22 protein-coding genes and 1 pseudogene are annotated in these 24,673 nt (G+C 49.8%); 3 read left to right on the top strand and 20 right to left on the bottom strand.

The genetic code is table 11. The features are described from left to right. Nucleotides 1-10 precede the first annotated feature (10 nt). From ACZ481_RS14270 to ACZ481_RS14325, 12 genes and pseudogenes are all read right to left on the bottom strand, one after another. Complete coding sequence (locus ACZ481_RS14270) at nucleotides 11-532, bottom strand: GNAT family N-acetyltransferase (RefSeq protein WP_464766029.1); 522 nt, start codon at nucleotides 530-532, stop codon at nucleotides 11-13. 55 nt (nucleotides 533-587) lie between these two features. Further along, nucleotides 588-1,352, bottom strand: coding sequence for a class I SAM-dependent methyltransferase (locus ACZ481_RS14275; RefSeq protein WP_464766030.1), 765 nt, complete (start codon nucleotides 1,350-1,352; stop codon nucleotides 588-590). A 217-nt stretch (nucleotides 1,353-1,569) separates the two neighbouring features. Further along, entirely contained in the window at nucleotides 1,570-2,097 is a 528-nt protein-coding gene (locus tag ACZ481_RS14280; protein ID WP_464766031.1) for a GNAT family N-acetyltransferase, read from the bottom strand. 400 nt (nucleotides 2,098-2,497) lie between these two features. Continuing rightward, nucleotides 2,498-3,115, bottom strand: coding sequence for a GNAT family N-acetyltransferase (locus ACZ481_RS14285; protein ID WP_464766032.1), 618 nt, complete (start codon nucleotides 3,113-3,115; stop codon nucleotides 2,498-2,500). Between the two features lie 232 nt (nucleotides 3,116-3,347). Next, nucleotides 3,348-3,952 (bottom strand): annotated as a pseudogene (locus ACZ481_RS14290) (flavodoxin family protein). A 207-nt stretch (nucleotides 3,953-4,159) separates the two neighbouring features. Then, on the bottom strand, nucleotides 4,160-4,384 hold the full coding sequence (locus tag ACZ481_RS14295; protein ID WP_464770635.1) for a GNAT family N-acetyltransferase: 225 nt from the start codon (nucleotides 4,382-4,384) through the stop codon (nucleotides 4,160-4,162). A gap of 61 nt (nucleotides 4,385-4,445) precedes the next feature. Continuing rightward, nucleotides 4,446-5,273, bottom strand: a complete 828-nt coding sequence (gene nifH / locus ACZ481_RS14300) for a nitrogenase iron protein (RefSeq protein ID WP_464766033.1) — start codon at nucleotides 5,271-5,273, stop codon at nucleotides 4,446-4,448. A gap of 46 nt (nucleotides 5,274-5,319) precedes the next feature. Then, nucleotides 5,320-6,639: a nitrogenase component 1 gene (locus ACZ481_RS14305; RefSeq protein WP_464766034.1), complete on the bottom strand. Its 1,320-nt coding sequence runs from the start codon at nucleotides 6,637-6,639 to the stop codon at nucleotides 5,320-5,322. Further along, nucleotides 6,639-8,138, bottom strand: coding sequence for a nitrogenase component 1 (locus ACZ481_RS14310; RefSeq protein WP_464766035.1), 1,500 nt, complete (start codon nucleotides 8,136-8,138; stop codon nucleotides 6,639-6,641). Before ACZ481_RS14310 ends, ACZ481_RS14305 begins: the two co-directional genes overlap by 1 nt. A gap of 158 nt (nucleotides 8,139-8,296) precedes the next feature. Further along, nucleotides 8,297-9,403, bottom strand: a complete 1,107-nt coding sequence (locus ACZ481_RS14315; protein ID WP_464766036.1) for an ABC transporter substrate-binding protein — start codon at nucleotides 9,401-9,403, stop codon at nucleotides 8,297-8,299. 69 nt (nucleotides 9,404-9,472) lie between these two features. Continuing rightward, nucleotides 9,473-10,249 (bottom strand): ABC transporter permease, encoded by a 777-nt coding sequence (locus tag ACZ481_RS14320; protein WP_464766037.1) that lies wholly within the window; start codon nucleotides 10,247-10,249, stop codon nucleotides 9,473-9,475. A gap of 52 nt (nucleotides 10,250-10,301) precedes the next feature. After that, complete coding sequence (locus ACZ481_RS14325) at nucleotides 10,302-11,102, bottom strand: ABC transporter permease (protein WP_464766038.1); 801 nt, start codon at nucleotides 11,100-11,102, stop codon at nucleotides 10,302-10,304. An 875-nt stretch (nucleotides 11,103-11,977) separates the two neighbouring features. On the opposite strand from ACZ481_RS14325, the gene ACZ481_RS14330 reads away from it, so the two are divergent. Genes ACZ481_RS14330 through ACZ481_RS14340 form a run of 3 tightly spaced genes read left to right on the top strand, consistent with a single transcriptional unit; the run spans nucleotide 11,978 to nucleotide 16,226 of the window. Next, nucleotides 11,978-12,889 (top strand): ABC transporter substrate-binding protein, encoded by a 912-nt coding sequence (locus ACZ481_RS14330; protein WP_464766039.1) that lies wholly within the window; start codon nucleotides 11,978-11,980, stop codon nucleotides 12,887-12,889. 29 nt (nucleotides 12,890-12,918) lie between these two features. Next, nucleotides 12,919-14,886 (top strand): peptidase U32 family protein, encoded by a 1,968-nt coding sequence (locus ACZ481_RS14335; protein ID WP_464766040.1) that lies wholly within the window; start codon nucleotides 12,919-12,921, stop codon nucleotides 14,884-14,886. Nucleotides 14,887-14,921: 35 nt separating this feature from the next. After that, nucleotides 14,922-16,226, top strand: a complete 1,305-nt coding sequence (locus tag ACZ481_RS14340) for an aspartate aminotransferase family protein (RefSeq protein ID WP_464766041.1) — start codon at nucleotides 14,922-14,924, stop codon at nucleotides 16,224-16,226. Nucleotides 16,227-16,285: 59 nt separating this feature from the next. Here ACZ481_RS14340 and ACZ481_RS14345 read toward each other — a convergent pair whose 3' ends face one another. From ACZ481_RS14345 to ACZ481_RS14380, 8 genes are all read right to left on the bottom strand, one after another. Then, nucleotides 16,286-16,582, bottom strand: a complete 297-nt coding sequence (locus ACZ481_RS14345) for a hypothetical protein (RefSeq protein WP_464766042.1) — start codon at nucleotides 16,580-16,582, stop codon at nucleotides 16,286-16,288. Nucleotides 16,583-16,695: 113 nt separating this feature from the next. Then, entirely contained in the window at nucleotides 16,696-17,976 is a 1,281-nt protein-coding gene (locus ACZ481_RS14350) for a sensor histidine kinase (RefSeq protein WP_464766043.1), read from the bottom strand. 2 nt (nucleotides 17,977-17,978) lie between these two features. Beyond that, nucleotides 17,979-18,653: a response regulator transcription factor gene (locus ACZ481_RS14355; RefSeq protein WP_464766044.1), complete on the bottom strand. Its 675-nt coding sequence runs from the start codon at nucleotides 18,651-18,653 to the stop codon at nucleotides 17,979-17,981. Between the two features lie 119 nt (nucleotides 18,654-18,772). Next, on the bottom strand, nucleotides 18,773-19,207 hold the full coding sequence (locus tag ACZ481_RS14360; protein WP_464766045.1) for a cell division protein SepF: 435 nt from the start codon (nucleotides 19,205-19,207) through the stop codon (nucleotides 18,773-18,775). A gap of 312 nt (nucleotides 19,208-19,519) precedes the next feature. Beyond that, complete coding sequence (locus tag ACZ481_RS14365; protein WP_464766046.1) at nucleotides 19,520-20,137, bottom strand: hypothetical protein; 618 nt, start codon at nucleotides 20,135-20,137, stop codon at nucleotides 19,520-19,522. A gap of 241 nt (nucleotides 20,138-20,378) precedes the next feature. Then, entirely contained in the window at nucleotides 20,379-20,918 is a 540-nt protein-coding gene (locus tag ACZ481_RS14370) for an isochorismatase family protein (protein ID WP_464766047.1), read from the bottom strand. A 76-nt stretch (nucleotides 20,919-20,994) separates the two neighbouring features. After that, the gene (typA, locus tag ACZ481_RS14375) at nucleotides 20,995-22,809 is read right to left on the bottom strand and encodes a translational GTPase TypA (protein ID WP_464766048.1); all 1,815 of its coding nucleotides are present in this window, start codon (nucleotides 22,807-22,809) and stop codon (nucleotides 20,995-20,997) included. Nucleotides 22,810-22,943: 134 nt separating this feature from the next. Then, nucleotides 22,944-24,551 (bottom strand): MBL fold metallo-hydrolase RNA specificity domain-containing protein, encoded by a 1,608-nt coding sequence (locus ACZ481_RS14380; RefSeq protein WP_464766049.1) that lies wholly within the window; start codon nucleotides 24,549-24,551, stop codon nucleotides 22,944-22,946. Nucleotides 24,552-24,673: the final 122 nt, after the last annotated feature.

The raw sequence follows: 24,673 nt of genomic DNA on the forward strand, positions 1-24,673 counted from the left end.
TACTCACACCCTAAACTATCCAATACCTTTGAAAAACCACTCCGCTTTCAATACCTTCTGAGTCAAGAACACCGCCATTGCCAACAATGGTTTTTACGGAGGCCATATTTTCTTTGTCACAGGTGATAAGAACTTTGGTAATATCCATTTTGCGGGCGATTTCCAGCGCCAGCCGGAGCATTTCCCGGGCATAACCGTTCCTTCTTTCACTGGGTCTGATCCCATACCCGATATGTCCCCCTCTATGTTTCAGGCCATCATTCAATGTATGCCGGATATTAACCGCGCCTAAGACTTTATTATCATTTCTGACCAACCAGTATGTTGAGTGAGGCACAAACCCTTCCTTGATTCCAAGTCCCCGGCTATAATTCTCCCATCTTGCCAGCAGCGCCTCAAAATCATCGGACTCTTCCACCAGCACCCATGGCACCTTCTTTTCCCCACTTTGATTCCATTCCGCAATCATGGCAAGATACTCCGTTTTTAGCTCCTTATTCGGTTTCACCAAGCTTAAAATACCTGACGACATTCCCAAGAGTTACACCCCCGCATTCTCGCTCCGTGTTAAAGACCGTCCCGCCTGCTTAGTGTTTTGTTGCAATACAATACAAATCGGCAAAATCGCAGATCACTTTGGCGGCCGGTTGTTTATATACTGCAGCCTGCATTTGTTCTAAGCCCTGTACATAATCTTGTTCATCTAGCAAAGTCAGGACCGAAATATCCCTATTTTCAGCATAGGGTAACAACTCAGATATAGCTTTAGATTGCATTGCGTATGTTATATGAGTTTTCACAGTAAAGCCACGCTTAGTGAGTTCCTGGAAGATTAGCTCTTTCTCCCAAAATCTTTTCAAATCTTCGAAATAAGCAGCAGGAAAATACTTATAAACCCACCAATTTTTCATTTCGTGTATGGCAATATTATGCATCTTAAATACGCCTTGCACCTTTAAAACACGTGTTATCTCATCCAATGCCTGTGCTTTTTCTGTAAAATGCTGAAAGGCAAAATTGTTGACAATATAATCAAAATAATTGGCCTCATATGGCAAGTTTTCCGCTAGTCCCTGATCAACAGAAACATTCTTATACTTGATTTTGTTTCTGGCGATCTGCAGCATGTCCAAAGAAGCATCAAGTCCATACCAGCAAATAGCGGGATCACTAAAGTATTCCCTTTGATTGCAAAGATAGATTCCCGTTCCACAGGCTAAATCAAGAACATGGTATTCCAGTAACCGCTGTCTGGCAATATAGTCTTTTAGGACAACATCCTCAGAAATTTTTTGTCGGTACGCATTGCTGTCATATTTACTTGCTATTGGGGAATAATCCGTAATTTTCATATTGGTATAATCCTCCAGTCACTGTTATCCAGTCAAAGTCCGTATGCACAGATGCAATTAGGCATTATCGATTCCATCATTATTTCATAATATCTTTTATCCTCATTGCGACTTTAAAATATTTAACTCGGCTTCCGTCTTTTAACCGCTTCTAATGATGTTGCATGTTAAAATTGTACCCAGCGGTGCATTTTTCTAGAGTAGCGGCAAATCAACATTAAATACTCATCTGAATATCGTAACGATTAACATTCAAGCCCGACTCCTCGCCGTGAATCGTGTCAACGTAAATACCGCCATTGGCAAGAATTGTTTTATTGCTGCCAATGTTTATATCACGACAAATAATTCGTACTTTATCAAGCCCGAAGGCTATTGCTTTCTGTAAGCCAAGCCGCAACTGCTCTTTTGCGTATCCTTTGCCGCGTTCGCTTGGACGAATTGAATAGCCGAAGTTCGAGGCAAATTCTCTATCGTCATCATCGTATTCGAGCTTGTGACGAAACACAACGAAGCCGACAAGTCTGTTGTCGCTTTCACGGACGGTCATATGCCAAGTTAATTTATCAGCCATACTTTCGCAAAATGCGAGCCAGTCAAGCACATTGTCGTAATTCTCAAGATAATCCGTACCGGGTATTCTGCTCGGGTCATATGTGGCCCTTTCTCGTTCAACAGGAAATTCCGCTCTATATTCCGCAATCTGCTTTGTGTACTCCGCAGAGGGTTTAACTAATTTCAACATAAACATTCCTCACAATCGTTTGCCAGCACTTGCAGCCGCGGTTTTCCAGATCAATAATTTTGCGAACAAGCTGTTCTTTCATCAAGCATCATTCCTCTTTTCTTTCTGTACGCGAATTGCATTCGGTCTCATAACCAAACAAAGAAAATAAGAAGGCAAAGGTCTGCTTAGCAGAGCCTTTGCCTTCAGTACTTTACTGATCAGCTACAATGTTAATAAAGCTATTGTCAATCTCTGGATATATTAATAATTGTATTTTACTTGGACATAATTGTATTGTCAATAACTAACAATTGAGATGTGTTGGTTTGTGTCACCAAGGCGACTTCATTCAAGCGGCAGCTATTAAAACATCCACTGTGGCATCATCATTGTCCATCGTCCTGTTATGAACTTGCTCTCAAGCCTTTATTAGCGCTGGCGTATATCGCACAACCTCTTCATAATTTATCACCCCCTGCTCATTCCAATCTGACCGAAGAATAGCATATTGCTTTACATCCCAATACCTGCCTTTGACAAATATTCTCTCCCGGGCAATGCCTTCAAAGGTCATTCCCGTCTTTTGCATGACTCTGCCTGATTTTTCATTGGGCAAAGCATGAACACACTCAATGCGATTAAGGTTCAGCTCAGTAAAAGCAAACCGGAATACTCTGTGAACTGTCTCAGGCATAATACCTTTCCCCCAATACCGGCGTCCCAGCACATATCCTATTTCTGCCCGGCTATTTTTATTATCAAATCCATGAAAGCCCACAGCCCCGATAAGTTTTCCGCTTTCTTTAAGAATGATCCCCCATTCACCGGGATCATCTTTTATATATCTGTCCAACGTAAAATTAATAAACCGCTGGGAATCTTCTATGGTCTTATGGGTATCCCATGACATATATTTCGCTACATCATCATCCCCAGCATACTCAAAAATGTCTGTTGCATCTTCGGGTACAAGTTTTCTTAACAGTAATCGTTCTGTCTCCAGTTGTGGTGTATTCTGGAAAAAAAGTTTGCTCATTTTTCCTACCTTCTTTCATCCTACATCATAGAGTAAATGCTCTCCAACACATAGAAAACCCCGCAAAATCACAATAATGTGACTCCGCGGGGTGCTATTCCACGTGTAAGGCTTCCAAGCCTCTATGCAGCTCAGGCAACTTTGCCGTTCGGCATACTCACTTTTAAAACTCATTTCATAAAATTTCCATATTGTCAATAATAGTTAGCTTGGGGAAAAATTCTATTGGGCGTTATAGTATTAAATATTTAACAGCTAATGCAAATTTTTTAGCCTTATCAATAACTTCTTCAGTTTCGAAATCAGTAATTCCGTTAATATCTCTAACGGCTAACATTCCCAGATAATGAAGATGTGAATGTTCTACAAGGCGTTTTACTCCTGCTTCAAACAAATCCGCACCATTTTTAGTTTCGTAACCACAAGTAGCTATAATGGCACACTTCTTACCTTCCCATAGGCTATAATGCCTCTTGGTATTTCCATAATATTTATTCATACTGAAAAGTCTGTCCATAACGATTTTCATTGGTGCAGTGCAAAACCAAGAGTATATTGGCGTGGCAAAAACTATATTGCTTTGTAGATCTGCTCCATTTCATCGTCAATAGGACAACCGGGTCGGCCTTCAATGCTTTGACAAACAAAACAACTCCTGCATGGTTCCATATGCTTGTCACAAAGCCATATATACTGAACATCTATTCCCTCCAATTTTAGTTGCTCTATAAACGGCCGTAACAGCGCTTCCGTATTCCCGTTCTTTCTCATACTTCCCATCAGAATACATATACTCATGACGTGATAACCCAATTCCCTCCCCTGCTCTATTTTCATGTCCTCCCCCCCTTTTTTACTTCGATTATTAAACCTTGCCCATCGAAACTTCACCAGAAATCCCAAGTCGTAACAGGCATGAATGAGTTCCGTCTCGTACGGGTTGGGGGTTGTTTGGGCCACATGATAAAAAGGCTGTACCCGCTAAGGAATACAACCTCTAATCATCCATCAGTCGGCAGCCCATTTTGTATGATAACATTATTTTTATATGGTTTTAAGGTTTACCAGCATGGCTTTCTCTCTCGGCTCGGAAAACCCCAATCTTCGATATAGGGGTTCTCCCATTGTGGTTGCATGGAGGTATAACCGATCTATTAGCTTTTCTTGCGCCTTTGTGATAATAAAATTCAGTAATCCTGTTCCATAGCCTTTATTTCTGTATTCAGGATAAGTAAAGACATTCAATACATAGCCCTGTGTCCGACTCATGGACTCAAATAGTGGAGGAAATGTATATTCCACTACCAATCAACTTCCTTATGCTTATGATTTAAGCGATTGCATCCAGAAAACCATGCTGCATCATAAGTTCTTCCAGGCGGTCCTGGGTCATCGGTTTCGGAATGACGAACATGCCGTTGTTTTTGATGTTCGCGGCCAGCTTGCGGTATTCATCCGCCTGATTGGCTTGGGGATCAAAGTCGATAACGGTTTTCTTGTTGATTTCCGCTCTTTGTACGATATTGTCGCGCGGTACGAAATGGATCAACTGAGAACCGAGTTCTGTAGCGAACGCTTCCAGCAGAGCGTATTCATTATCAACCTTACGGCTGTTGCAAATGATGCCGCCCAAGCGCACACCGCCGGATTTGGCAAATTTTTGCACACCTTTGGCAATGTTGTTGGCAGCATAAAGCGCCATCAATTCGCCGGAAGCAACAATATAAATTTCCTGAGCCTTGCCTTCCCGGATCGGCATGGCGAAACCGCCGCACACAACGTCTCCCAGCACATCGTAGAATACATAGTCCAGGTCACTGGTATAAGCGCCCAGGGATTCAAGCATGTTTATGGACGTAATGATGCCGCGTCCCGCGCAGCCTACACCTGGTTCCGGACCGCCGGACTCTACGCATTTGGTGTTGCCGTAGCCGGATTTTAAAATAGCTGTAAGCTCAATGTCGCCACCTTCATCACGCAGGGTGTCCAAAACCGTTTTCTGACACAGGCCGTTTAGCAGCAAACGGGTGGAGTCGGCCTTGGGATCGCAGCCTACCACCATAACGTGGTTGCCGTCTTCCGCCAAAGCCGCTACCGTATTTTGGGTGGTTGTGGATTTGCCGATGCCGCCTTTGCCATATATCGCAATTTGCCTCAATGCTTATTCCTCCAGTCTATTGATTATATCTGGTCAGTACACAGCTTCAATAACTTGCACTGACCAAAGTCGTAAAGATATCTTCCGCCAAACGCAGCGCGCCGTCATAGCCTACATAACTGCTGTTTAAAACAAAGCGGTTGGAGACGGGGAAAGCAACGGAAAGATGATAGCCATTGAGCTCCTTCGCCAGCACCTGATCCCAGCCGCTGCCAATAATCAGCGGCCTGCCTCTGAATTTGGCGGCCCGCAGATTATCCCTCATCGTGCCGCTGTCATTGGTGAACACCACCTGAGCGGAAACGGTATCGCTTAACTGTTCAAACTGCGCTTTTATATCAGCCTGCTGCCGCTGCGGGATATTATCCATAATAAACTGGGGCCCCGGTAAAAAGCCCAGATCGTTTACTAAAAATTTGGCAATGCCCAGCCCGTAAAAGCTGTCGGTAATGGTAATGAAACGGCCGGGCAGGCCGGCCCGCGCCTGCAACAGATATTCCGCCGAGCGTTCAATGTAATAATCATACGGTTTTTCCAGCTCTTTGATCACTGTTTCCACCTGCTCTGCCGCCAGCCCGGCAAACTCGCCGACACGCCGCAGAAAGTCGCCTGTCGCGGTGGGGCCAATCGGCAGCAGTGGATGATGCAAATACGGCGTGCCGAATTTTTCTTCCAGGCTTTTTACATTATTTAAGCCGACCCAGGGCGACACGAGCAGATTAAATTGGGCCTGCGGTATTTTCTTTATGGCCTCCACACCGCCGGCAGGCCCGAAAATAATATTGGGTTTTAAGCCAATTGCTGTTAAGAGGTTATGCAGGGCCTGCAGGTTGCCTGCCCAAAAAGCATCATAGAAGGGAACTACGGAAAACACGTTGACCAGGCCGGGCTCCCGTTCCGGTGCCGGCTGCAGATACTGGTCAATGATCGCGGCCAGTATCCGTTCATGCCCATACAGATTATTGCCGCTAAAACCGCCGGTTTGAGCGCAAACCAACGGCGCTCCTTTCTTTTGGAAGCCTCTGGCCACCTCCAGAACATCATCACCGACAATATCGGCGGTGCAGCCGGTAAGCACCACATACAAATCGGCATCCATCACCCGCAGACTCTGGGCGATAAGCTCTGTTAGCTTTTTTTCGCCGCCAAACACCACCTCGGCTTCCGTGCTGTTGGTGCAGGGCATGGCGTGCCCGCCGGCATAACCGGTCCCCTGATAGCCGTTTGTATTGCTTAATGCGATGGATAAACGCTGGCCGCAGCCTGGCCCGGCATGCAGAATAGGCACCGCCCTGTTGATAGCCAGCACGGAATACAGTGCCGCCAGGGCGCACGAATACCGGGGCTGTTCAATCACCTTAACCACTAAATAACCTCCCTGGTGTGCCCTGCTTCGCTGTATGTTGCCTCATCCAAATATTTAAAAGCATTTTGCTGCAGCCACCAGTCGGTATACGGCAATTTAATCTTGCCGGCCAGATACCGGACAAAGGTCGGATTAGCCAACGCATCGGCAATGCGGGTGCCAAAATTAATCAGCCCCTGATAGCCAAAGGACTGGTATTCATCATTGACAAAGATAGTGGGTATGCCCAATTTAGCCGCCCAGACCGCCATGCCGCCATGCCGGCAGACATAGACATCCGGTTTTAATTCCCGCAGCAAATTCGTAATTTCAAAGATCTGCAGATCACTCACACTGTATGGAATATCCTTGCCGCCTTCGGCCAGATTCAGGGCGGCAGCGGGAACTTCGCCGTAATCATGGCGCTGGTCCAGATGCCAGCTCGCCGTCCACACCACATCCATCGCCAGTTCCCGCAAAACCCGGACATAATTCTGGGCAAAACTTGGACCCATACCGATGACCACGCGCTTGCCTCTGAGTTTAGCCTGCAATTCGGCCAGTTCCGCGGTAATGGCAGCTTTCTCTGCGGCAATGAGTTCCTCCACCTCGGCCTCTTTCCCCAATACACGCCCCAGTTCCCTGAGCCAGCTGTCTGTGCCGGCAATGCCATGAGGCTGCAGCGATTTAATATAGGGAACGCCGAAATGCTCTTCCAGCCCTGTCGCCAGATAACTGCCCAGCGTGCCGCAGAAACTTAAGGTAGCCGCGGCCTCCGACAATCTTTCCACTTGCTCCAGGGTGGTAAACTGGACAATAAACTGCGGCTCCAGATCCAGGCGGTTCAGCAGGCGGATAACCTGCGCCCTGCCAACACCGGCAAAATTAATGATATTCACCAAATCCGGCCGTTTTTGCTGCGCCGGTTTTACAATATAGGTCAACAGGGCATGGAAGGCGGCATCAAAGCCGGAGGCCCACAGCTTGGAGCGGAACCCTTCGCAGTGAACCGGCACCAACGGCACAGGGATTTCTTTTTCCAGTTCTTTTAAAATTCCACTGACATCCTCACCAATAATGCCGGACACGCAGGATGTTGTTACAAAAATGACTTTTGGCTGGAAACGCCGGTAGGCTTCTCTTACCCCTTCCCTGAGTTTGGCTTTTCCGCCAAAAACAGTGGCTTCTTCCGTCATATTGGTATTAATATAACGAATGTCCTCCACTTCCCAGCCCCGCGAAAAATGCCCCCGCCGTTTATTGATATTGGCCTGCATGGTATCTGAGCCGCAGCCAATGGCGCTATGCCCCACAACGGCGGCATCCTTAATCATTAAGAGTTGTCCCTGGGCGCAGCCTAAGCTGCAGGACGTGGCCTGCGAAAAGCAGCGGTCGCCGCCTTTTAAGCTGCAACCGCCGGCCTGGGCAACCAAATCCTTTATCGAGCCCTTATACGCAATAATAGAAGACAACCGGTTCTCTCTCACCTTCGCTTCTGTTGTCTTTAAGTTAATGGCCATTACACTCCACCCCTTTCCCTTTTTCCCTCTGAATTGATACAATCTGCTTGCCCGCAGGAGGCCTGGCTGGGCTCTGCACTGTGCCGGCACCTGTTTGCTAACCGACAGCGCCGGGGGACTATTGCCCCCCGGACCGTCCAACCCCTGCTGTTTTCAGTTTAGTTGGCAAACTCCTTGACAACCAGATCGTTTACACTTAGCTGCCCTTGTGACAGATAACCGTCTTTGACAAGATCATCAATCCAGGGCTGAAGCAATCTGTCCGGAATGCCCTTGCCGGTATAATAATAGTGAACCGCGTTGACCGGCTGCCCAATATAATCCCCCGTCAGTTTAATGCCTTCGGCTTCATTTTTCGGATCGACGCTCCAGGCATTGGCTTTTCGGATCGCCCGGACAAAGCGCGCTACGGCCTCCGGGTTTTCCTTGATGAATTGCTCGGTAAAGTAATAAGCTCCGGTTCCCGCAGCTTCCCCCAGGCCGGTGTCCAGCGTGTCAAATACTTGCAGCAGCTTGGAATCCGCCGCCAGCTTGTAAAAGGGAGGGTGAACCCCGACAATATCCAGATTGCCCTGTTGGGCAGCCTGCAGAGCCGCCGTATCACTGTCAAAAGACACGAATTGAATGTGCTCCCGGCCATAGCCTAGATGATCAAAGGCGTTGTCGGCGATAAATGTTGTACAAATAGGCTTCGTACCGTTGATCGTAACCTTCTTGTTTTGGCTTTTTCTCAGTTCAACCAGTTCCGCCAGGGAGTTGACCCCCAGTTTCGGACTCAGATAATAGCGCATATGCCGGTATTTTGGATCCACGTCCGGGGTGGGGTCGACGCCGTTTAGAGTGACTGCTTTAATTTTGGCGCCAGCGGCGATATACGTAGCCAGCGCGTTGATATGGGCTGTTGCCACGTCATTGGTTCCGTTTAACACCGAAGGCAATATCTGAGGGGTTTTCAATTCGCCGGTATATTCAACATTCAACCCTTCCTCGGCAAAAAAGCCTTTTTTCTCGGCCACGACCCAGGGCGTGGAACCGCAGTTCTTTTTGGTGTCAGTCTTAATTGTCAGCACCTTTTTCCCCGAAGCGGCCGGGTCAAAACCTCCGCTCTTTAAGTCCCGTAAGCCAATTGCTCCCTGAATTTCCGCTCCCGTTGAAATCCCCTTCTTCGTTTGTCCATAAAAGCTGCCAATCCCGATTGCCACTGCCAGAACTGCTGTCACAGCCCCGATAATGATAAATTTGTTTTTTCGACCCCTGTCAGTCATATTTTTTGCCTCCTTTTTTGCTTATATTTATTTCAATCCGGTTCAGGCCGGACTTATTTTCCCGGCGGCTTAGCTCAGTTGCGAAGCCTCTTTCCAGACCAGGAAACGTTTTTTCAGCCGCGCAAAAGTAACGTTGACCCCAATTGCCAGTATGGTAATATAGAGAACGATACCGTACATTAAGGCCAGCTCATACCTGTGAGTGGAGCTGATATAGAACCAGCCAAGACCAGTGCTGGCGCCAATCACCTCCGAAGCGATGATCATAAAGAAAGCAATTTGCGCCGCTATCTCAATGCCGATGAAAATATTGGGCAGGGCGTAAGGCAAAATGACTTTGCGCAACAATTCCCAGCGGGTTGTTCCCATGGAGCGGGCCGCCTTTAGCAGATTGCGGTCCATATTGCGCGCGCCGGTCATCGTATTGAAAAGCACCGGCCACAAGGTGGACCAAAATATGACCACTACTTTCTCCAGCGTACCGATGCCGAAAAAAATCATAAAGATGGGAATAATCGCAAAAGGATTCAATTTTTCACATGTGCGCAGAAAAGGCAGCAGGGCCCTCTCCGCCGATTCAAAAAAAGTTCCCAGTAAAAATCCGAGAGGCACGCCGATCAGCACAGACAGACTAAAACCCATGACGACCCGTTCCAAGCTGATCAGTGTCTGCTCCCACAATATGCCCGAAGCCGCCGCTTCGCCGAGGGCGATTATGGCAGCGGAGGCTGGGGAAATAACCCCCTCGGGGATTAGACGGGGTCCAAATTCCCAAAAAATAAAGAATAAAATAATTGAAGTGCTGTTAAACGCCAACCTTTTCAGTTTCGGCAGCAAAAGTTTCATGCAGCAGATAACCTCCTCCGGATAATTTTTATACTTGCCGTCGCTCCGCTTTTCAGGCAGTAACTCTTTTCATCTCCTGGGGCAACTCCTGCTCCTGCCAATACAGCACGATGCTCTCCAAAGTTTCAAGCGCATAATTCAAAATAAAACCTACGCCTGCGACCAGGATAGCGCCCAAGTAGATCCGCTCTACAAAGCCCATGCTCTCCGCATTGTGAATCATCCAGCCCAACCCGGAATCCGCCCCCATACTCTCAGCGCCGATCAGCATAAAAAAGCTCATCGTCAAACCTGTCCGCACGCCGGAAATAATGGTCGGCATTGCGCCAGGCAGCACGATTTTTAAAAAAATTTCCAGCTTATTGGCATTCAGCGCTCTACCGGCCCGGATTAAAAGGGTATCCACATTTTGAATGCCTACTATTGTCGTAAACAGAATCGGCCAAAAAGAGGACCAGAAAATAACGAGATGAATCCCCCCCTCTCCCACCCCCACAATGATGACAAAAACCGGGAACAAGATAAACGGCGGGATACTGGAGAGAAAAATCGTCAAAGGCCTGAGAAATCTGGCCAGCCAGGGCAATGCTCCGGCCAGAATAAAGCCCAGCGGCAGCGCCAGCAAGGTGGCAAGGGAAAAACCGGTAAAGACCCGCTTGAGGCTGATCGAAATGTAAATCAGGACATTGGGCAAGCCTAAATCGATCGCTGTCTGGATGACCCGGGACAGCGGGGGGAGAAATACATCGCTGGCCCAGCCTAACCGTGGCGCTATTTCCCACAAAATTAACACCAAGAGATATAAATAAACACTTAATAGCTTGTTATGAACCGTTCCTATAACCTTTTTCATGCGTTCCTCCTTATCCTAATAACTAATCAGCCGAATTCAGCCTGATCTTATGCAGCTAGCCATTATCACACCGGCAATTCCGGCAAAGCTCCGGCCGCGTCCCCCTGGAGATACCAACCCGGCATGCTTGCCGTTCATTTAGCTGTCTGCTCACAACACTCTTCCCTCCCTGCTTTTCGTTTTTGGGGTTACTCCCCGGCCTTGCTCCTTCTTATATAAAAACTAAAGGCAGAAAGAAAACTCTTTCTGCCTTTAGTTCTTAACTAATCAGCCCTGTTCACCTGATTTATGCAATTAGCCGCCCCCACCACCGGCAAAACTCCAGCCGCGGCCTCCCGAGACCGCCCCGGCATGCTTGCCGTTCATTTAGCTGCCTGCTCACAACACTTTTCCCCCTGCTTTTTCATTTTTGGGTTACTCCCGGGCCTTGCTCTTCTTATATAAAAACTAAAGGCAGAAAGAAAAATCTTTCTGCCTTTAGTTTTTAACTAATCAGCCTGTTCACCTGATTTATGCAATTAGCCGCCACCACACAGCGGCAAAGCTCCAGCCGCGCCCCCATCACGATAAAATAAAGGCTGTATCCCGGTTAAGGAACACAGCCTCTAGTTTAATCCCAGTCAGCAATTGGTACTATATATTGATTGATACTATAATAAACCGTCTTTTTCCAGTTGTCAATGTCATCATTGCATTTATTTTATTTTTTACGGCCAAAGTCCCCACGGAATTTTCCGGCACGCCCGGGTTACCGCTGCTCTTGCGCGGCAGCCGCCAATGCTTTTCCCAGTTATGGCTGGCACAGAACAGATTCCAGCCAGGTGAAGATATTCAGCTATTTTACGCCAGTTGGGGCAGGTATTAATCAATTAAATGTGGAAACTGTAATAAAAAGAAAAACCAGAGGTGTTGTACATTTGTATCATATTGGCATTCTCCAATTAACACAAAACCTTGACGACGCCGTGCATGGCTTTAAAGCCGGCCTGGCGGAACAAAACCTGGCCGCTGAATTTCATTATCTGAACGCCGACGGCGCCGTAGGCGACCTGCCGCAGCTGGCCGGCAAACTGGCTGAGCAAAAGGTACATCTGATCTTTGCCTGTTCAACCCCGGCCGCCCAGGCGGCTGTACAATTAGACCGCACGATCCCGGTGGTATTCACGCCGGTATTTGATCCGGTCGGCGTGTCCCTGGTCCGGACGCTGGACAAGCCTGGCGGCAAAGCGACCGGCGTGGCCGGCATGGTTCCGGCTGCCGCCAAAGCCGCTTTTATCCGGGAACTGCTGCCTGCCGCCAGCACCATCGGTATTTTGTACCATACCGGTGACAGCAACGCCCTGCTGGAAACAGCTAATTTCAAACAGGCAGCCGGCCAACTATTTACACTGGTAGACCTGCCTGTCGACAAACCGGAAGATCTGTCGGCGCTGCCTGACAAAATGCCCCCCGGCCTTGATGCGTTATTTTTGCCGATTGGCCGGATTATCGAAGAAAACTTTGCCAGTGTGGCCTATTATGCGGAAGCCGCCAATCTGCCGCTGATTGCCTCGCACGCTCCCAATGTGCCGGCCGGGGCGTTAGGGGCGCTTGTGGCCAATCACTACGAACTGGGCCGGGCCTGCGCCGCTAAAGCCGCCCGGATTCTGGCCGGCGCCAAACCGGGCGATATTCCTGTCGGTCTTGTCGAGCAGCCGGAGATTCAGCTTAATGCCTTTGTTGCCGCCAATTTAGGCATTGAACTGCCCCCAACCCTGCTGTCCCTGGCTAAAGAGGTATTTGAATAATTGACTATACAAAATCTGGAGTGAAATACATGCTGTTAACCTCGCAATCTGTTGAACTGCTGGCACCGGCCGGCACCTGGGAGGTGCTCGAAGCCGCGGTTGCCGCCGGCGCTGATGCTGTATACCTCGGCGGCAAGCGTTTTAATATGCGCCTGCACCGCACGGATACCAACTTTGACGATGAAAAACTGGCCAGGGCCGTACAATATGCCCACAAGCACAATGTCCGCCTCTATGTCACCGTTAATAACCTGATCAGCGAACGGGAAATCCCCGGCATGCGCGATTACCTCCTGCTATTGAACCAGCTGCAGCCGGATGCGCTGATTGTTCAGGACCTGGCTGTTCTCGAACTGGCGCGGCAGCTAAATCTGACGGTGCCGCTCCATGCCTCGGTCATGATGAATACCCATAATGAGCATTCCATAAAAACGCTGATGGATTATGGCATAACCCGGGTGGTAACCAATCGCGAGCTGTCACTGACTCAGCTCACTTTGCTGAAGGAGCGCACCGGTATTGAACTTGAATATTTTATCCACGGCGACATGTGTGTGGCCCATAGTGGCCAGTGTTACCATTCGGGCATTGTTTTCGGCCAAAGTTCAAACCGTGGCCGCTGCCTGAAACCCTGCCGCTGGCCTTATCAGCTGATTGACAGCGCTACCGGCCGCGCGGCGGCTGCCGATCCCGGCCCCTATAAGCTGGCAATGAAGGATATGTGTATGTACCATGTCCTGCCGGAACTCATTCAGGCCGGTGTATGCTCCTTTAAAATCGAAGGCCGCATGCGCACCGCTGATTTTGTCAGCCGCATTGTAAAACTCTATCGCCGGGCAATCGACCGCTATATCGCCGATCCCGCCGGTTATTCCTTGGACCCCGCCGGCTGGCAGGAACTGTATGATTACCGTTCCCGGGACTTTTCCACCTGCTATGCCCTTGGCAATCCCGGTCCCAGCTCGATCGGCTACAGCGGCGAACGGGAGCCGCGCTTTTTCAGTCAGGCCGTCAAAGAGGCCGGGCTTGCCGTTCCTGCCGTCATGCCGGCAGTTAAGCTTCCGCCCCGCCAAACTGTCAGGCAGTTTCCGGCCGAGCGCCCCCTGCTGGCAGTGCGGGTGGCCGGGCTGGATGCTTTGGCTGCCGCCTTTGCCAACGGCGCCGACGTCGCCTACATTGGCGGCGAGGCTTTTAAACCGGAGAAACCTCTGACCCTGCAGGACATTAAGCAGGCTGTCGCCCTGGCCGGACAATATAACACGCAGGTGATTGTTACCACTCCCCGGATTACGATGGAGCGGGAAACAGGTGAACTGGAGCAGTTGTTTACCAGTCTTGAGACAATTAAACCGCACGGACTGCTGGTTTCAAACAGCGGCATGCTGCGTCTGGCCCGGCAAATCACCAGCCTGCCGGTGCAGGCCGATTTTTCCTTTAACCTGTTCAATCACCTGACCACGGCCTGGCTGAAAGCCAACGGGGCCGGCAAGGCCACTATTTCCCTGGAGGCTGCCTTCGAACAAATTGCCGAACTGGCTCCCACCAGCCACCTGCCGCTGGAGATAATTGTCCATGGTGCCCTGGAAGCCATGGTGCTTGATCATTGCATCCCCTCGGCCGTCCTGGCGGACGCTCCTGCCCCTAGCTATTCCCAGCTGTATCCAGAGCAGCACTATGCGTTGCTGGACAGTGCCGGCGAACGGCATGAGATTAAGATTGACCAGTATTCCCGCAATCACCTCCTGTTTGCCAAGGACCTCTGCCTGCTGGCCCATCTGCCGTCACTGATCAGCACCGGTATCAGCAACTACCGGATTGAGGGCCAGCATTACCGGCCGGAGCTTGTCGGTCTGCTTACCGCCACATACCGGAATGAGCTGGACAGGCTGAGTGCCGGTGCTGGCGGCAGTTTTGACAAAAACCTGATCAGCAGGCTGGCAGCAGCCAGTCCCCGGGAGCTGGGCATCGGCGCTTTCCGCTACCGCCTGTCCAGATAAGGCACTGTATGAATAGTAACCAAAGAGGTGAAACCATGACTGACATAAACGGCGCACACTACCTCGGACCGGAAGAAATAGTCCGCAAAAAGCAAGAATATATCATTCCCTGTGTTTACCATTTCTACGCTCAACCGATGCAGCTGGTCAGGGGCGAGATGCAGTACCTCTATGACCATACCGGCCGGCAGTACCTCGACTGCTTTGCCGGCGTATCGGTTGTCAACTGTGGGCACTGTCACCCCGAAATTACGGAGGCGATCTGCGACCAGGTGAAAACCCTCCAGCACACCTGTACAATCTACCTGACCGAAACGATTGTCAACCTGGCTGAGAGCCTGGCCCGAATCACACCTGGCCGCCTGCAAAAAACTTTTTTTTGCGCCAGCGGTACGGAAGCCAATGAAGGGGCCGCCCTGCTGGCCTCGCTGTATACCGGCCGGCAGGAATTCATCAGCCTGCGGCAGGGACTCCACGGCCGCACCAAACTGACCATGAGCCTGACGGGTTTGTCCATGTGGCGGACTGATTCCAGCCCTGTCGGCGGTATAAGCTTTGCCCCTAATGCGTATTGTTATCGCTGCCCTTATGGCAAACGCCACCCCGAATGTGACTTAGCCTGTGCCAATGAGGTTGAAACCGTAATCAAAACGGCTACATCCGGCCGGGTGGCAGCCTTGATCGCAGAGCCTATTCAGGGCAACGGCGGCATTATTACCCCGCCGCCCGGCTATTTTAAGCGGGTAAAAGAAATTCTTGACCACCATAATATTCTGCTGATTATTGACGAAGTCCAGACAGGCTTTGGCCGTACCGGCAAGATGTTTGCCATTGAGCACTATGGGGTTGAACCTGATATCATGACGATGGCCAAAGCCCTCGGCAACGGTACGCCGGTCGGGGCCTTTACTTCCCGTCCTGAAATTGCCGATACCTATACCCGCCCCGGTGCTTCGACGCTGGGCGGCAACCCGGTAACCTCGGCGGCAGCCCTCGCAACCCTTAAGGTATTAACAAAATATAACCTGCCGGAGCGGGCGGCAGAGCTTGGCAGCTATTTAAAACACGGACTGACCGAGCTGCAAAAGCAACATCCGCTCATTGGCGATGTCCGCGGTCATGGCCTTATGGTGGGGGCTGAGCTTGTTAACCCTGATCAATCGCCGGCCTCAGCGCAGCTTGATATGATTCTTGAACAGATGAAAGACCGGGGGATCCTCATCGGCAAAAACGGGCCTGACCGCAATGTCATGGCCTTCCAGCCGCCGCTTGTCATCACCCGCGGGGACTTGGACAATATGCTCAACCACCTGGCAGAGGTATTGAAACTGCTGGCGTAATTTATATCGCTGCCCGAACGTCCCGCGCTAGCCGGGACGTTTTTTCATTTAGTAACAAACTATCGATACCCCCTGGCGCCCCGTACTAAGCGCTGCTGCTTCCGGGTGCGGGCATCCTTGAAGCCGGGCATAAGCGGCGCTATTGCCGGACGGCGTTCCCGGGGCGCTGCCAGGCGGACAACATGGGCAGCGCCCATAACCGCAGCAAAGCCGCCCCAGAAAACCATAAAGATTTTTCCGGCCGTTGATCCCAGAAATACAGGCAGATTAACAGCAAACAACATTAGCATGGCTGTCAGCGCAATTAAGCTGATTAAAGAAGCAAACTTGCCGTTTTTTCTCTTAAATCCTTTCATCTAACCGCTTCCCCTCGTCAGAACTTCAGGCCTTTCTCTTAGAATATATGACAACAGGTTGTTCTTTATTAATCAAAAACAGCAGGAGCTTGCTGCCCCTGCTGTTTTGCCTGTCATGACACCTTGCTTTTGACAGGCAAGGTGATATAAAATTGTGTTCCTACATTAGGCGTGCTTTCCACCCGGATTCGGCCCCCGTGTTTTTCCACAATCCACTGCGCAATCGAGAGGCCGAGTCCGGCACCGCCGGTTTCCCGGTGCCGGGCTTTATCACCGCGGAAGAAGCGGTCAAAAATCCGGTCCCGGTCTTCAGGCACTATCCCGCAGCCGGTATCTTCCACTTTCAATACAACCTGGTGCTGCACCCGCGAACAGGCAATGGTGATCTTCCCTGGCGGCGCGGTATATTTCAAAGCATTATCCAACAGGATAACCATCAATTGATGCAGGCGCTCCCTGTCGCCTGTTATCTCAATCTGAGGCTCGATGCTGACCTGCAGCTCCAGCCCTTTAACCTCAGCCATGGGTCTGAACTGCTCAGCGACTGTCGCCACCACGTCATCCACCATGCATGCTTTGAGCTGCAGTTCTAGCTGGTTGGCATCCGCTCTCGCCAGGGTAAGCAGGGTGGAAACAAGTTTGTTCATGCGTATTGCTTCCCGCAGAATATTCGTTACCCGGGAGCTCTCCTGCTCGACCGTATTTTCCGGATGGCGCAGCATGAGTTCGGCATTGGTTTTAACTACTGCCAGCGGTGTCCGCAGTTCATGGGAGGCATCAGCCACAAACTGCTGTTGCCTGTCCCAGGCGGTCTGAATCGGGATCAGCGCCAGCCGGGCCAGGTAATACCCGGCAAAGCCAAGAACTACGATGCCGGCAAACAGGCCACTGGCAATAATGATCAGCAAATTGCGCAGCATGGCAACCTCCGAATCAACAATGCTCACGGCAATAACCTCGTCAATCTCCAGAATCCTGCTGCCGTCCTGCCGGAACAATATTTTTTCTTCATACTGGTAGGGTAAACATAATACCCGGTAAATATGGTCCGCATAGGTCGTTACCTTCAGACTGCCGGTTTCCATTTGGGCGGCCAGTGTTTTCAGATTCTCCCCTTCTTCCGATGAGAACGGGGTTAAGATAACGACCTGGCCGCTGGCGTCCCGCAGCAGCATAATTACCCGGGGATCAAAAAACCGCGAACGTCTTAAATTAATGTCCGGCCGGCCGTTAACAACCCGGAAGGCGCTAATCCGGTCCCGCATGGCCGTATCAATATTATCGAACAGTTGCGAACTCACATAGGAATAAAGCGTTGCCCCAAACGTCAGAAAAATTAAAATAACAACGGCCGAGTTCATTAAGGTCAGTTTACGGAGGATTTTCGCAAACATGGCTATTTGGCTCTCAACATAAAGCCGGCCCCTCGGACGGTATTAATAAGCGTATCCCGGCCGTAAGGGGCTAATTTTTTTCTTAGGTAATGTACATATAAATCAACAATGCCTGCTGTTGTCTCTGATTCAAAGCCCCAGATCCGGTCAAAAATCTGTTCCCGTGTGAGTATCTGTTCACTGTTCAACACAAAAAACTCCAACAGCTCAAACTCTTTGAGGGTCAGATCCAAAACCTGGTCGCCAAGCGAAGCCTGTTTGAGCTTGTCGTTGATTAAAATATCACAGTAGGAAATCTCGCCTTCCTGTCCGACATTGCCCCGTCTGCGCAGCAGGGCTTTTACCCTGGCCAGCAGCTCAGGCACGGCAAAAGGTTTTACAAGGTAGTCATCGGCCCCGTTATTTAACCCTGTCACTTTATCCTCTACACTGTCTCTGGCTGTTAAGAGGAGAATGGGGGTGGTAATCCCCTTGTTTCTCAAACATTTGACTATTTCCAGCCCGGTTATTTCCGGCAGCATAATATCTAAAATATACAAATCATGGATCCCCTGTTCTGCCAGGTATAATCCCTCATCCCCTGTCGCAGCCCCGTCCACCAGATAGTTTTCTTCCCGCAGGACGTCGGTAACGGCTTCCCGGAGGGGCTTTTCATCCTCAACAACAAGAATCCTCACTTGGAACCTCCTGATTAATTAAAAATTCCACTACCTTGCACGGTACTAAAAGTAAGATATGCTTAAATAAAAAAGGCTATGCAAAACTGTCTGATCGCAGCTGCGCAGCCTCAGGTAGATTATTCCTTTACCCGTACATAGGTGGGTACCGAATAGGCAAATATTTTTTTATCAACATCAATATTTGCGTATGTATACAGGACTACCTGCCCGGAAATGCGCTGGACACAGCCATCCATAATATAACATACACCGTTGAGAAAATCACTCATGCGCTGCTGGGTAGCCAGATCGACCTGCTGATAGTTGACAATAACGGCGATATTATTGCGCAGGTGGTCAGCATAGGCCTGGACATCATCAAAGCCTGTTGGCAGATCAACAATTATTTTCAGGCTTCCGGCCGACTGACTATGGACTTTCAACCGGGGGCGGCGTTCGTTTTCCGGCCTGCTGTCTTTGGCAGCAGCTATTTCCGCCTTTTCAGCCCCGGCGGCCTGCTCCTCCGGCGGTATTAAAAAATTTGTTAATTTATCAATTAATCCAAGGGCCATGATTATTGCCTCCCTCTCGGATTTTATTCTATTTTTCGGGATATTCGACATGGGTTTGCTAATTCCTGCCAGATCAGGGTGAAAAAGTCCTATAAATAATAAAAAACAATAAATACGACCCGGTAGCCCGGGCTTTTCTACTATTAAAAGACAGAATTCATGGCAAATATATAAAAATAATAGGCTGACAGGATATCAATCCTTTGGCAGCCTATCATATTATGTAGAATGCTCAGGTTTATAACCCACAGGCGGGACCGGCGCCAACAGTCCAACCTGTTGTTTGCGCCGGCCCCGCTGCCAATGCCCTTATCAGAATTTATAGTTTGCGCCAAAGCCCATACCTTTAGCCGTAATACCCAAATCATCATTTTCAAAACTGCGATACCCGGCATCAAGGGTAATGTTGCTTGTTACCCCATAAGTCAGGCCGGCTTTCCAGTCCTGCACATTTTCGGAACGGATATAGGAGGCATAACTGCCCACTTTGTCTGCCAGGGTGCCTTTATAGGCCACACCGGCAAACATTTCACTTGTTGACACCGAACCATTGTTTGCTTCAAGCTCAGACTTCACATTACCGACAGTAACAGCAAGATTGTTGTTCAGTTTATACTGCAGTCCGATTTCGGTGGCATTCAGATTCATATCATTAAAGTAGCCATAAATAGGAGAATAGAAGGTTTGCGACTCAGAATTCAGGTAGTCACCGGTAATAGCAATTTTATCGCTTAAACCATAGGCAGCCTGAAAATTATTATTTTTCAGCTTGCCCATGTCACCAAGGACGTCCACACTGCTCTCTAAATTGTAATGGGAATAACCAATCTCCCCCTGCCCTGCGGCGGTATCAATACCCGGCACACTTGCAAAAGCCGTACCGGCCAGAGTCAGAGAAGCAAGCATGGTCGTCAGGATCAGTTTTTTCATGAGTAATCTTCCTCCTCGCATAAAGTTATTATGTTAACTTATCATAGACTACTATACTATGCATTTTTTTGATTTTGCTTAGAATTGAACTGTAAATATGTAGCAGAAACATAAGCTCAGCGCGACCACTCGGTTTATTGAACCGGTTTAGGAAAGTATCGCCATAAAGCCGAAAAGCCGGCCTGCGCATCTCTTGGTGCGCAGGCCGGCTTTTTTAGGCTACCAGATCAGCAGCCGCCATCTATTTAACCAGCTTCGAAATGATTTTAAAAGCATCTGACCCGGCCTGACGGCAAAGCTCAAACAGGATCGATTCCACCGTGGTCAGCACAGCCCCCTCCTGTTCCATCCGCCGCAAAGCAATCTCATAATCCCGGTCAGTGCGCGAGCCTACCGCATCGGTCACGACCACAGGCACAAAGCCGTTATCTTTCAGATCGATCACTGTTTGGAGAACACAGATATGAGCCTCAATCCCGGCAATAAGGACAGCTTTCCGGCCGTTCGCCTGCAATCGGTCCAGTAGGGCCTCGTTGCCGCAACAGCTAAAGGTCAGCTTATCCCAGTACCCGTTAGTAAAATAAGGCCGGAGCTCTTCAACGGTATCGCCAAGCCCCCGGGGATATTGCCGGGCGGCCAGCATGGGGACGGCAAGAGCTTGCAGGCCGGCCAGCAACGTCAGCGTTTTTTTAAGTAGTTCCTGCTGATGATTAATGTGGGGAAACAGTTTTTCCTGAATATCCACTACCAATAGGATTGCATTTTCCTTTTCAATTCTCACCTTTATCCCTCCGCTTTCTGTCCTGTACGAGATGCCGCCTGCTCAATCCCGCGACCAGCCCACTAGCCTGCTCTCATTACTGGGATTCTTTTTTCCGCTCGCGGCCGCGCAGATGCCGGTCGAGGATGGCCTTGCGCAAGCGGATACTTTGCGGTGTAACCTCCACCACTTCATCGTCATTAATATATTCCAGCGCCTGTTCAAGGCTCAGGATGCGGGGCGGGGTTAAGCGGACGGCATCATCGGTGCCGCTGGCCCGCATGTTGGTTACATGTTTTTTCTTGCAGGGGTTAACATCCATATCCATTTCCCGGGCATTTTCGCCGACAATCATCCCCTGATACACAGCCTGGCCGGGCACAACAAACATAATGCCCCGGTCCTGAATACTGTTGATGCCGTAACCGGTGGTCTCACCGTCTTCGAAAGCCACCAGCGCGCCCCGGGTACGGCCGGGAATGTCGCCCTTGTACGGAACATAACCATGGAATACATGATGCATAATGCCATTGCCTTTGGTATTGGTCAGGAATTCAGATCTAAACCCGATCAGGCCCCGGGCCGGAACAATAAATTCCATCCGTAAGTAGCCGGCCAGTTCCACCATATTGACAAGCTCAGCCCGCCTGGTCCCCAGCGATTCCATGACTGCCCCCATAAACTCCTGCGGAACGTCGATTGTTAAAAACTCCATCGGCTCGCAGCGCTTGCCGTTGATTTGCTTATAAATTACCTGCGGTTTACCGATTTGCATTTCATAGCCTTCCCGCCGCATGGTCTCAATCAGGATCGAGAGATGCAGCTCGCCCCGGCCGGCCACCTCAAACGAATCGGCATTCCCAGTCTCCGTGACCCGCAGGCTGACATTGGTTTCCGCTTCCCGGAACAGGCGGTCCCGGACATGGCGGGAGGTGACAAACTGGCCCTCACGGCCCGCAAACGGGCTGGTATTGACGGAAAATGTCATTGCCAGCGTCGGCTCGTCAATTCTGATCGTGGGTAATGCCTCCGGCTTCTCCGTATCTGCCACCGTATCGCCGATATTGACTGCTTCCAGACCGATCATGGCAATAATGTCGCCTAACGCCGCCGACTTGACCTCCGTCCGCTTCAGGCCTTCATAAATGTATACTTTGCCAATTTTGGCCTTAGTTTCGGTCTCGCCGTTAAGAATCACAACATTTTGACCGCTGGCAACACGGCCTCTGACGACCCGGCCAATCGCAATGCGGCCAACATAATCATCATAATCCAGGGTGGTAATCATAACCTGAAGGGGCCCGTCAATCTCGCCCCGGGGAGCAGGTATTGTTTTCTCAATACAGGCAAACAAGGGCTGCAAATTATCGCTGTCGTCCGCCATGGACATTTTGGCAATGCCCTCCCTGGCGGTGGCGTACACGACCGGGAAATCAAGCTGTTCATCATTGGCTTCCAGCTCGATAAACAGCTCCAGCACCTCGTCGACAACCTCTTCCACCCGTTGATCCGGGCGGTCAATCTTATTAATCACCACAATGGGCTTAAGCTTTTGCTCCAGCGCTTTTCGTAAAACATATTTGGTCTGTGGCATGGGGCCTTCAAAAGCATCCACCAACAGCAATACGCCGTCAACCATATTGAGTACCCGTTCCACCTCGCCGCCAAAATCAGCGTGACCGGGGGTATCGACAATATTAATCTTGGTTTCCTTGTACATTACCGCCGTATTTTTGGATAAGATAGTAATGCCCCGTTCCCGTTCCAGATCATTTGAATCCATTACGCGCTCCGCTACATGCTCATTGGCGCGGAAAACATTGCTTTGTTTAAGCATCGCGTCTACTAAAGTCGTTTTGCCGTGGTCAACATGGGCAATGATGGCAATATTACGTAAGTCTGTGCGTTCCATGAAAATGATTGTCCTCCCTATAATGAACAAAAGGATGCTTGTTTGCACCCTTTGTAGTGTCATGCACAATTCACTATATTATACCAGTTCGCATATGTCAAATTAAATTTTACCTTTTACCTGTTTTTTTTTGATTATAAATCGTTCAGTGTCTTCCTGGTAAAGGCGCGGATTTTATCGACACGGCGGAATGCATCCGGGAGCCTGCCGGCATTTGTAGCCACCGCGTCTTCCAGTTTGCGCCGCAGTTCGGCATATTCCCGTTCCATTTCCGCCAGGTAATCCCATAATTGCTGCACCGCCGGCTCAACAGCCGTGACTGTCGAAGGTTCGACTTTCCACTCACGCCCTGTAATCAGGACGGAGTCACCATATTGCGGAATATAAGTGGGAATGGCGAACTTTTCATGAATAAGCTGAGCAAACGGTTCGGCCATCTCCTCTTCCCCATGGACAATGAAGATGCTGGCCGGTTTGGATTCAAACTTACCCAGCCAGGTCATTAGCTGATCCTGGTCGGCATGGGCGGAAAAGCCATCGAGGTTATAAATTTTGGCCTTAACACTGATTTCTTCGCCCATAATTTTGACCTTTTTAACACCTTCCAGCAAGCGCCGCCCCATACTGCCCTGGGCCTGATAGCCAACAAACAAAACTGCGCTCTCCGGCCGCCACAGATTGTGCTTCAGATGATGAAGGACACGGCCTGCATCTGCCATGCCGCTGGCAGAAATAATAATGGCCGGCCGGTCCAGCTTATTGATGGCCTTGGACTCATCGGCGGTCTTGGTATAGGTCAGCTGCGGCAGCTGCAGGGGGTGCTGATTGTCTTTATACAGCATATCATAGGCTTCCCGGTCATACTCCTGGGAATTTTTTAAAAATATATCTGTCGCTGATATAGCCAGCGGACTGTCAATAATAACAGGTATGTCCGGAATAAGACCACCCTTGAACAGCATGTGCAGATGGTACAGCAGCGTCTGGGTGCGGCCGACGGCAAAGGAAGGGATGATCAGGTTGCCGCCTCTGGCCACAGTGTCATTAACATAGGATGCCAGCAGCTCCACCGGGTCCTCCTGCTCATGCTTGCGGGCACCGTAAGTGGACTCAACAACAATATAGTCGGCCTGGGCAATCATAGTCGGGTCCTTGATAATAGGCTGGTCAGGCTGACCCAAATCACCTGAGAATAAGAGTTTGGCTGTATTCCCATTCTCAGTTACCCAGATTTCCACCATCGATGACCCAAGTATATGGCCGGCATCCCGGAAAGAGACCGTAATTTCGTCGGCAAGCCGTAGCTTATCGTCGTAAGGAACAGGAGAAAACTGCTGCAGGCAGGCATACGCTTCGTCAACAGTATAGAGGGGTTCCACAACCTTGCGACCGGCACGCTGGCCTTTGCGATTGGCAATTTCAGCCTCAAACTCCTGAATATGCCCGCTGTCGGGCAGCATAATACTGCATAATTCCGCTGTTACCTTGGTCGCATAAACAGGCCCCTTAAACCCCAGTTTGCACAACCGGGGGATCAGGCCGCTATGGTCAATATGGGCATGGGTTAAGAGTACCCCGTCAATTTCGGCCGGGTTATAGCTAAATGGCCGTCTGTTTAGCGCAACAATCGCTTTCGATCCCTGAAACATACCACAGTCAACGAGATATTTTTTTGAACCGGTTTCTAAAAGGTAGGAGGATCCGGTAACCATGCCGGCAGCTCCTAAAAACGTTAAACGCATACGCCTGGCTCCTTTTCTTTAGCATTGTGCCATAAAAGAAACTTTATCCTTCGGGAATTTTGAAACGTTTAATTTCTAAATTCCACGTAAGCAGGCATTTTCCTTCTATACTATCCCCTCAG

The sequence above is a fragment of the Sporomusa intestinalis genome, assembly GCF_055383785.1.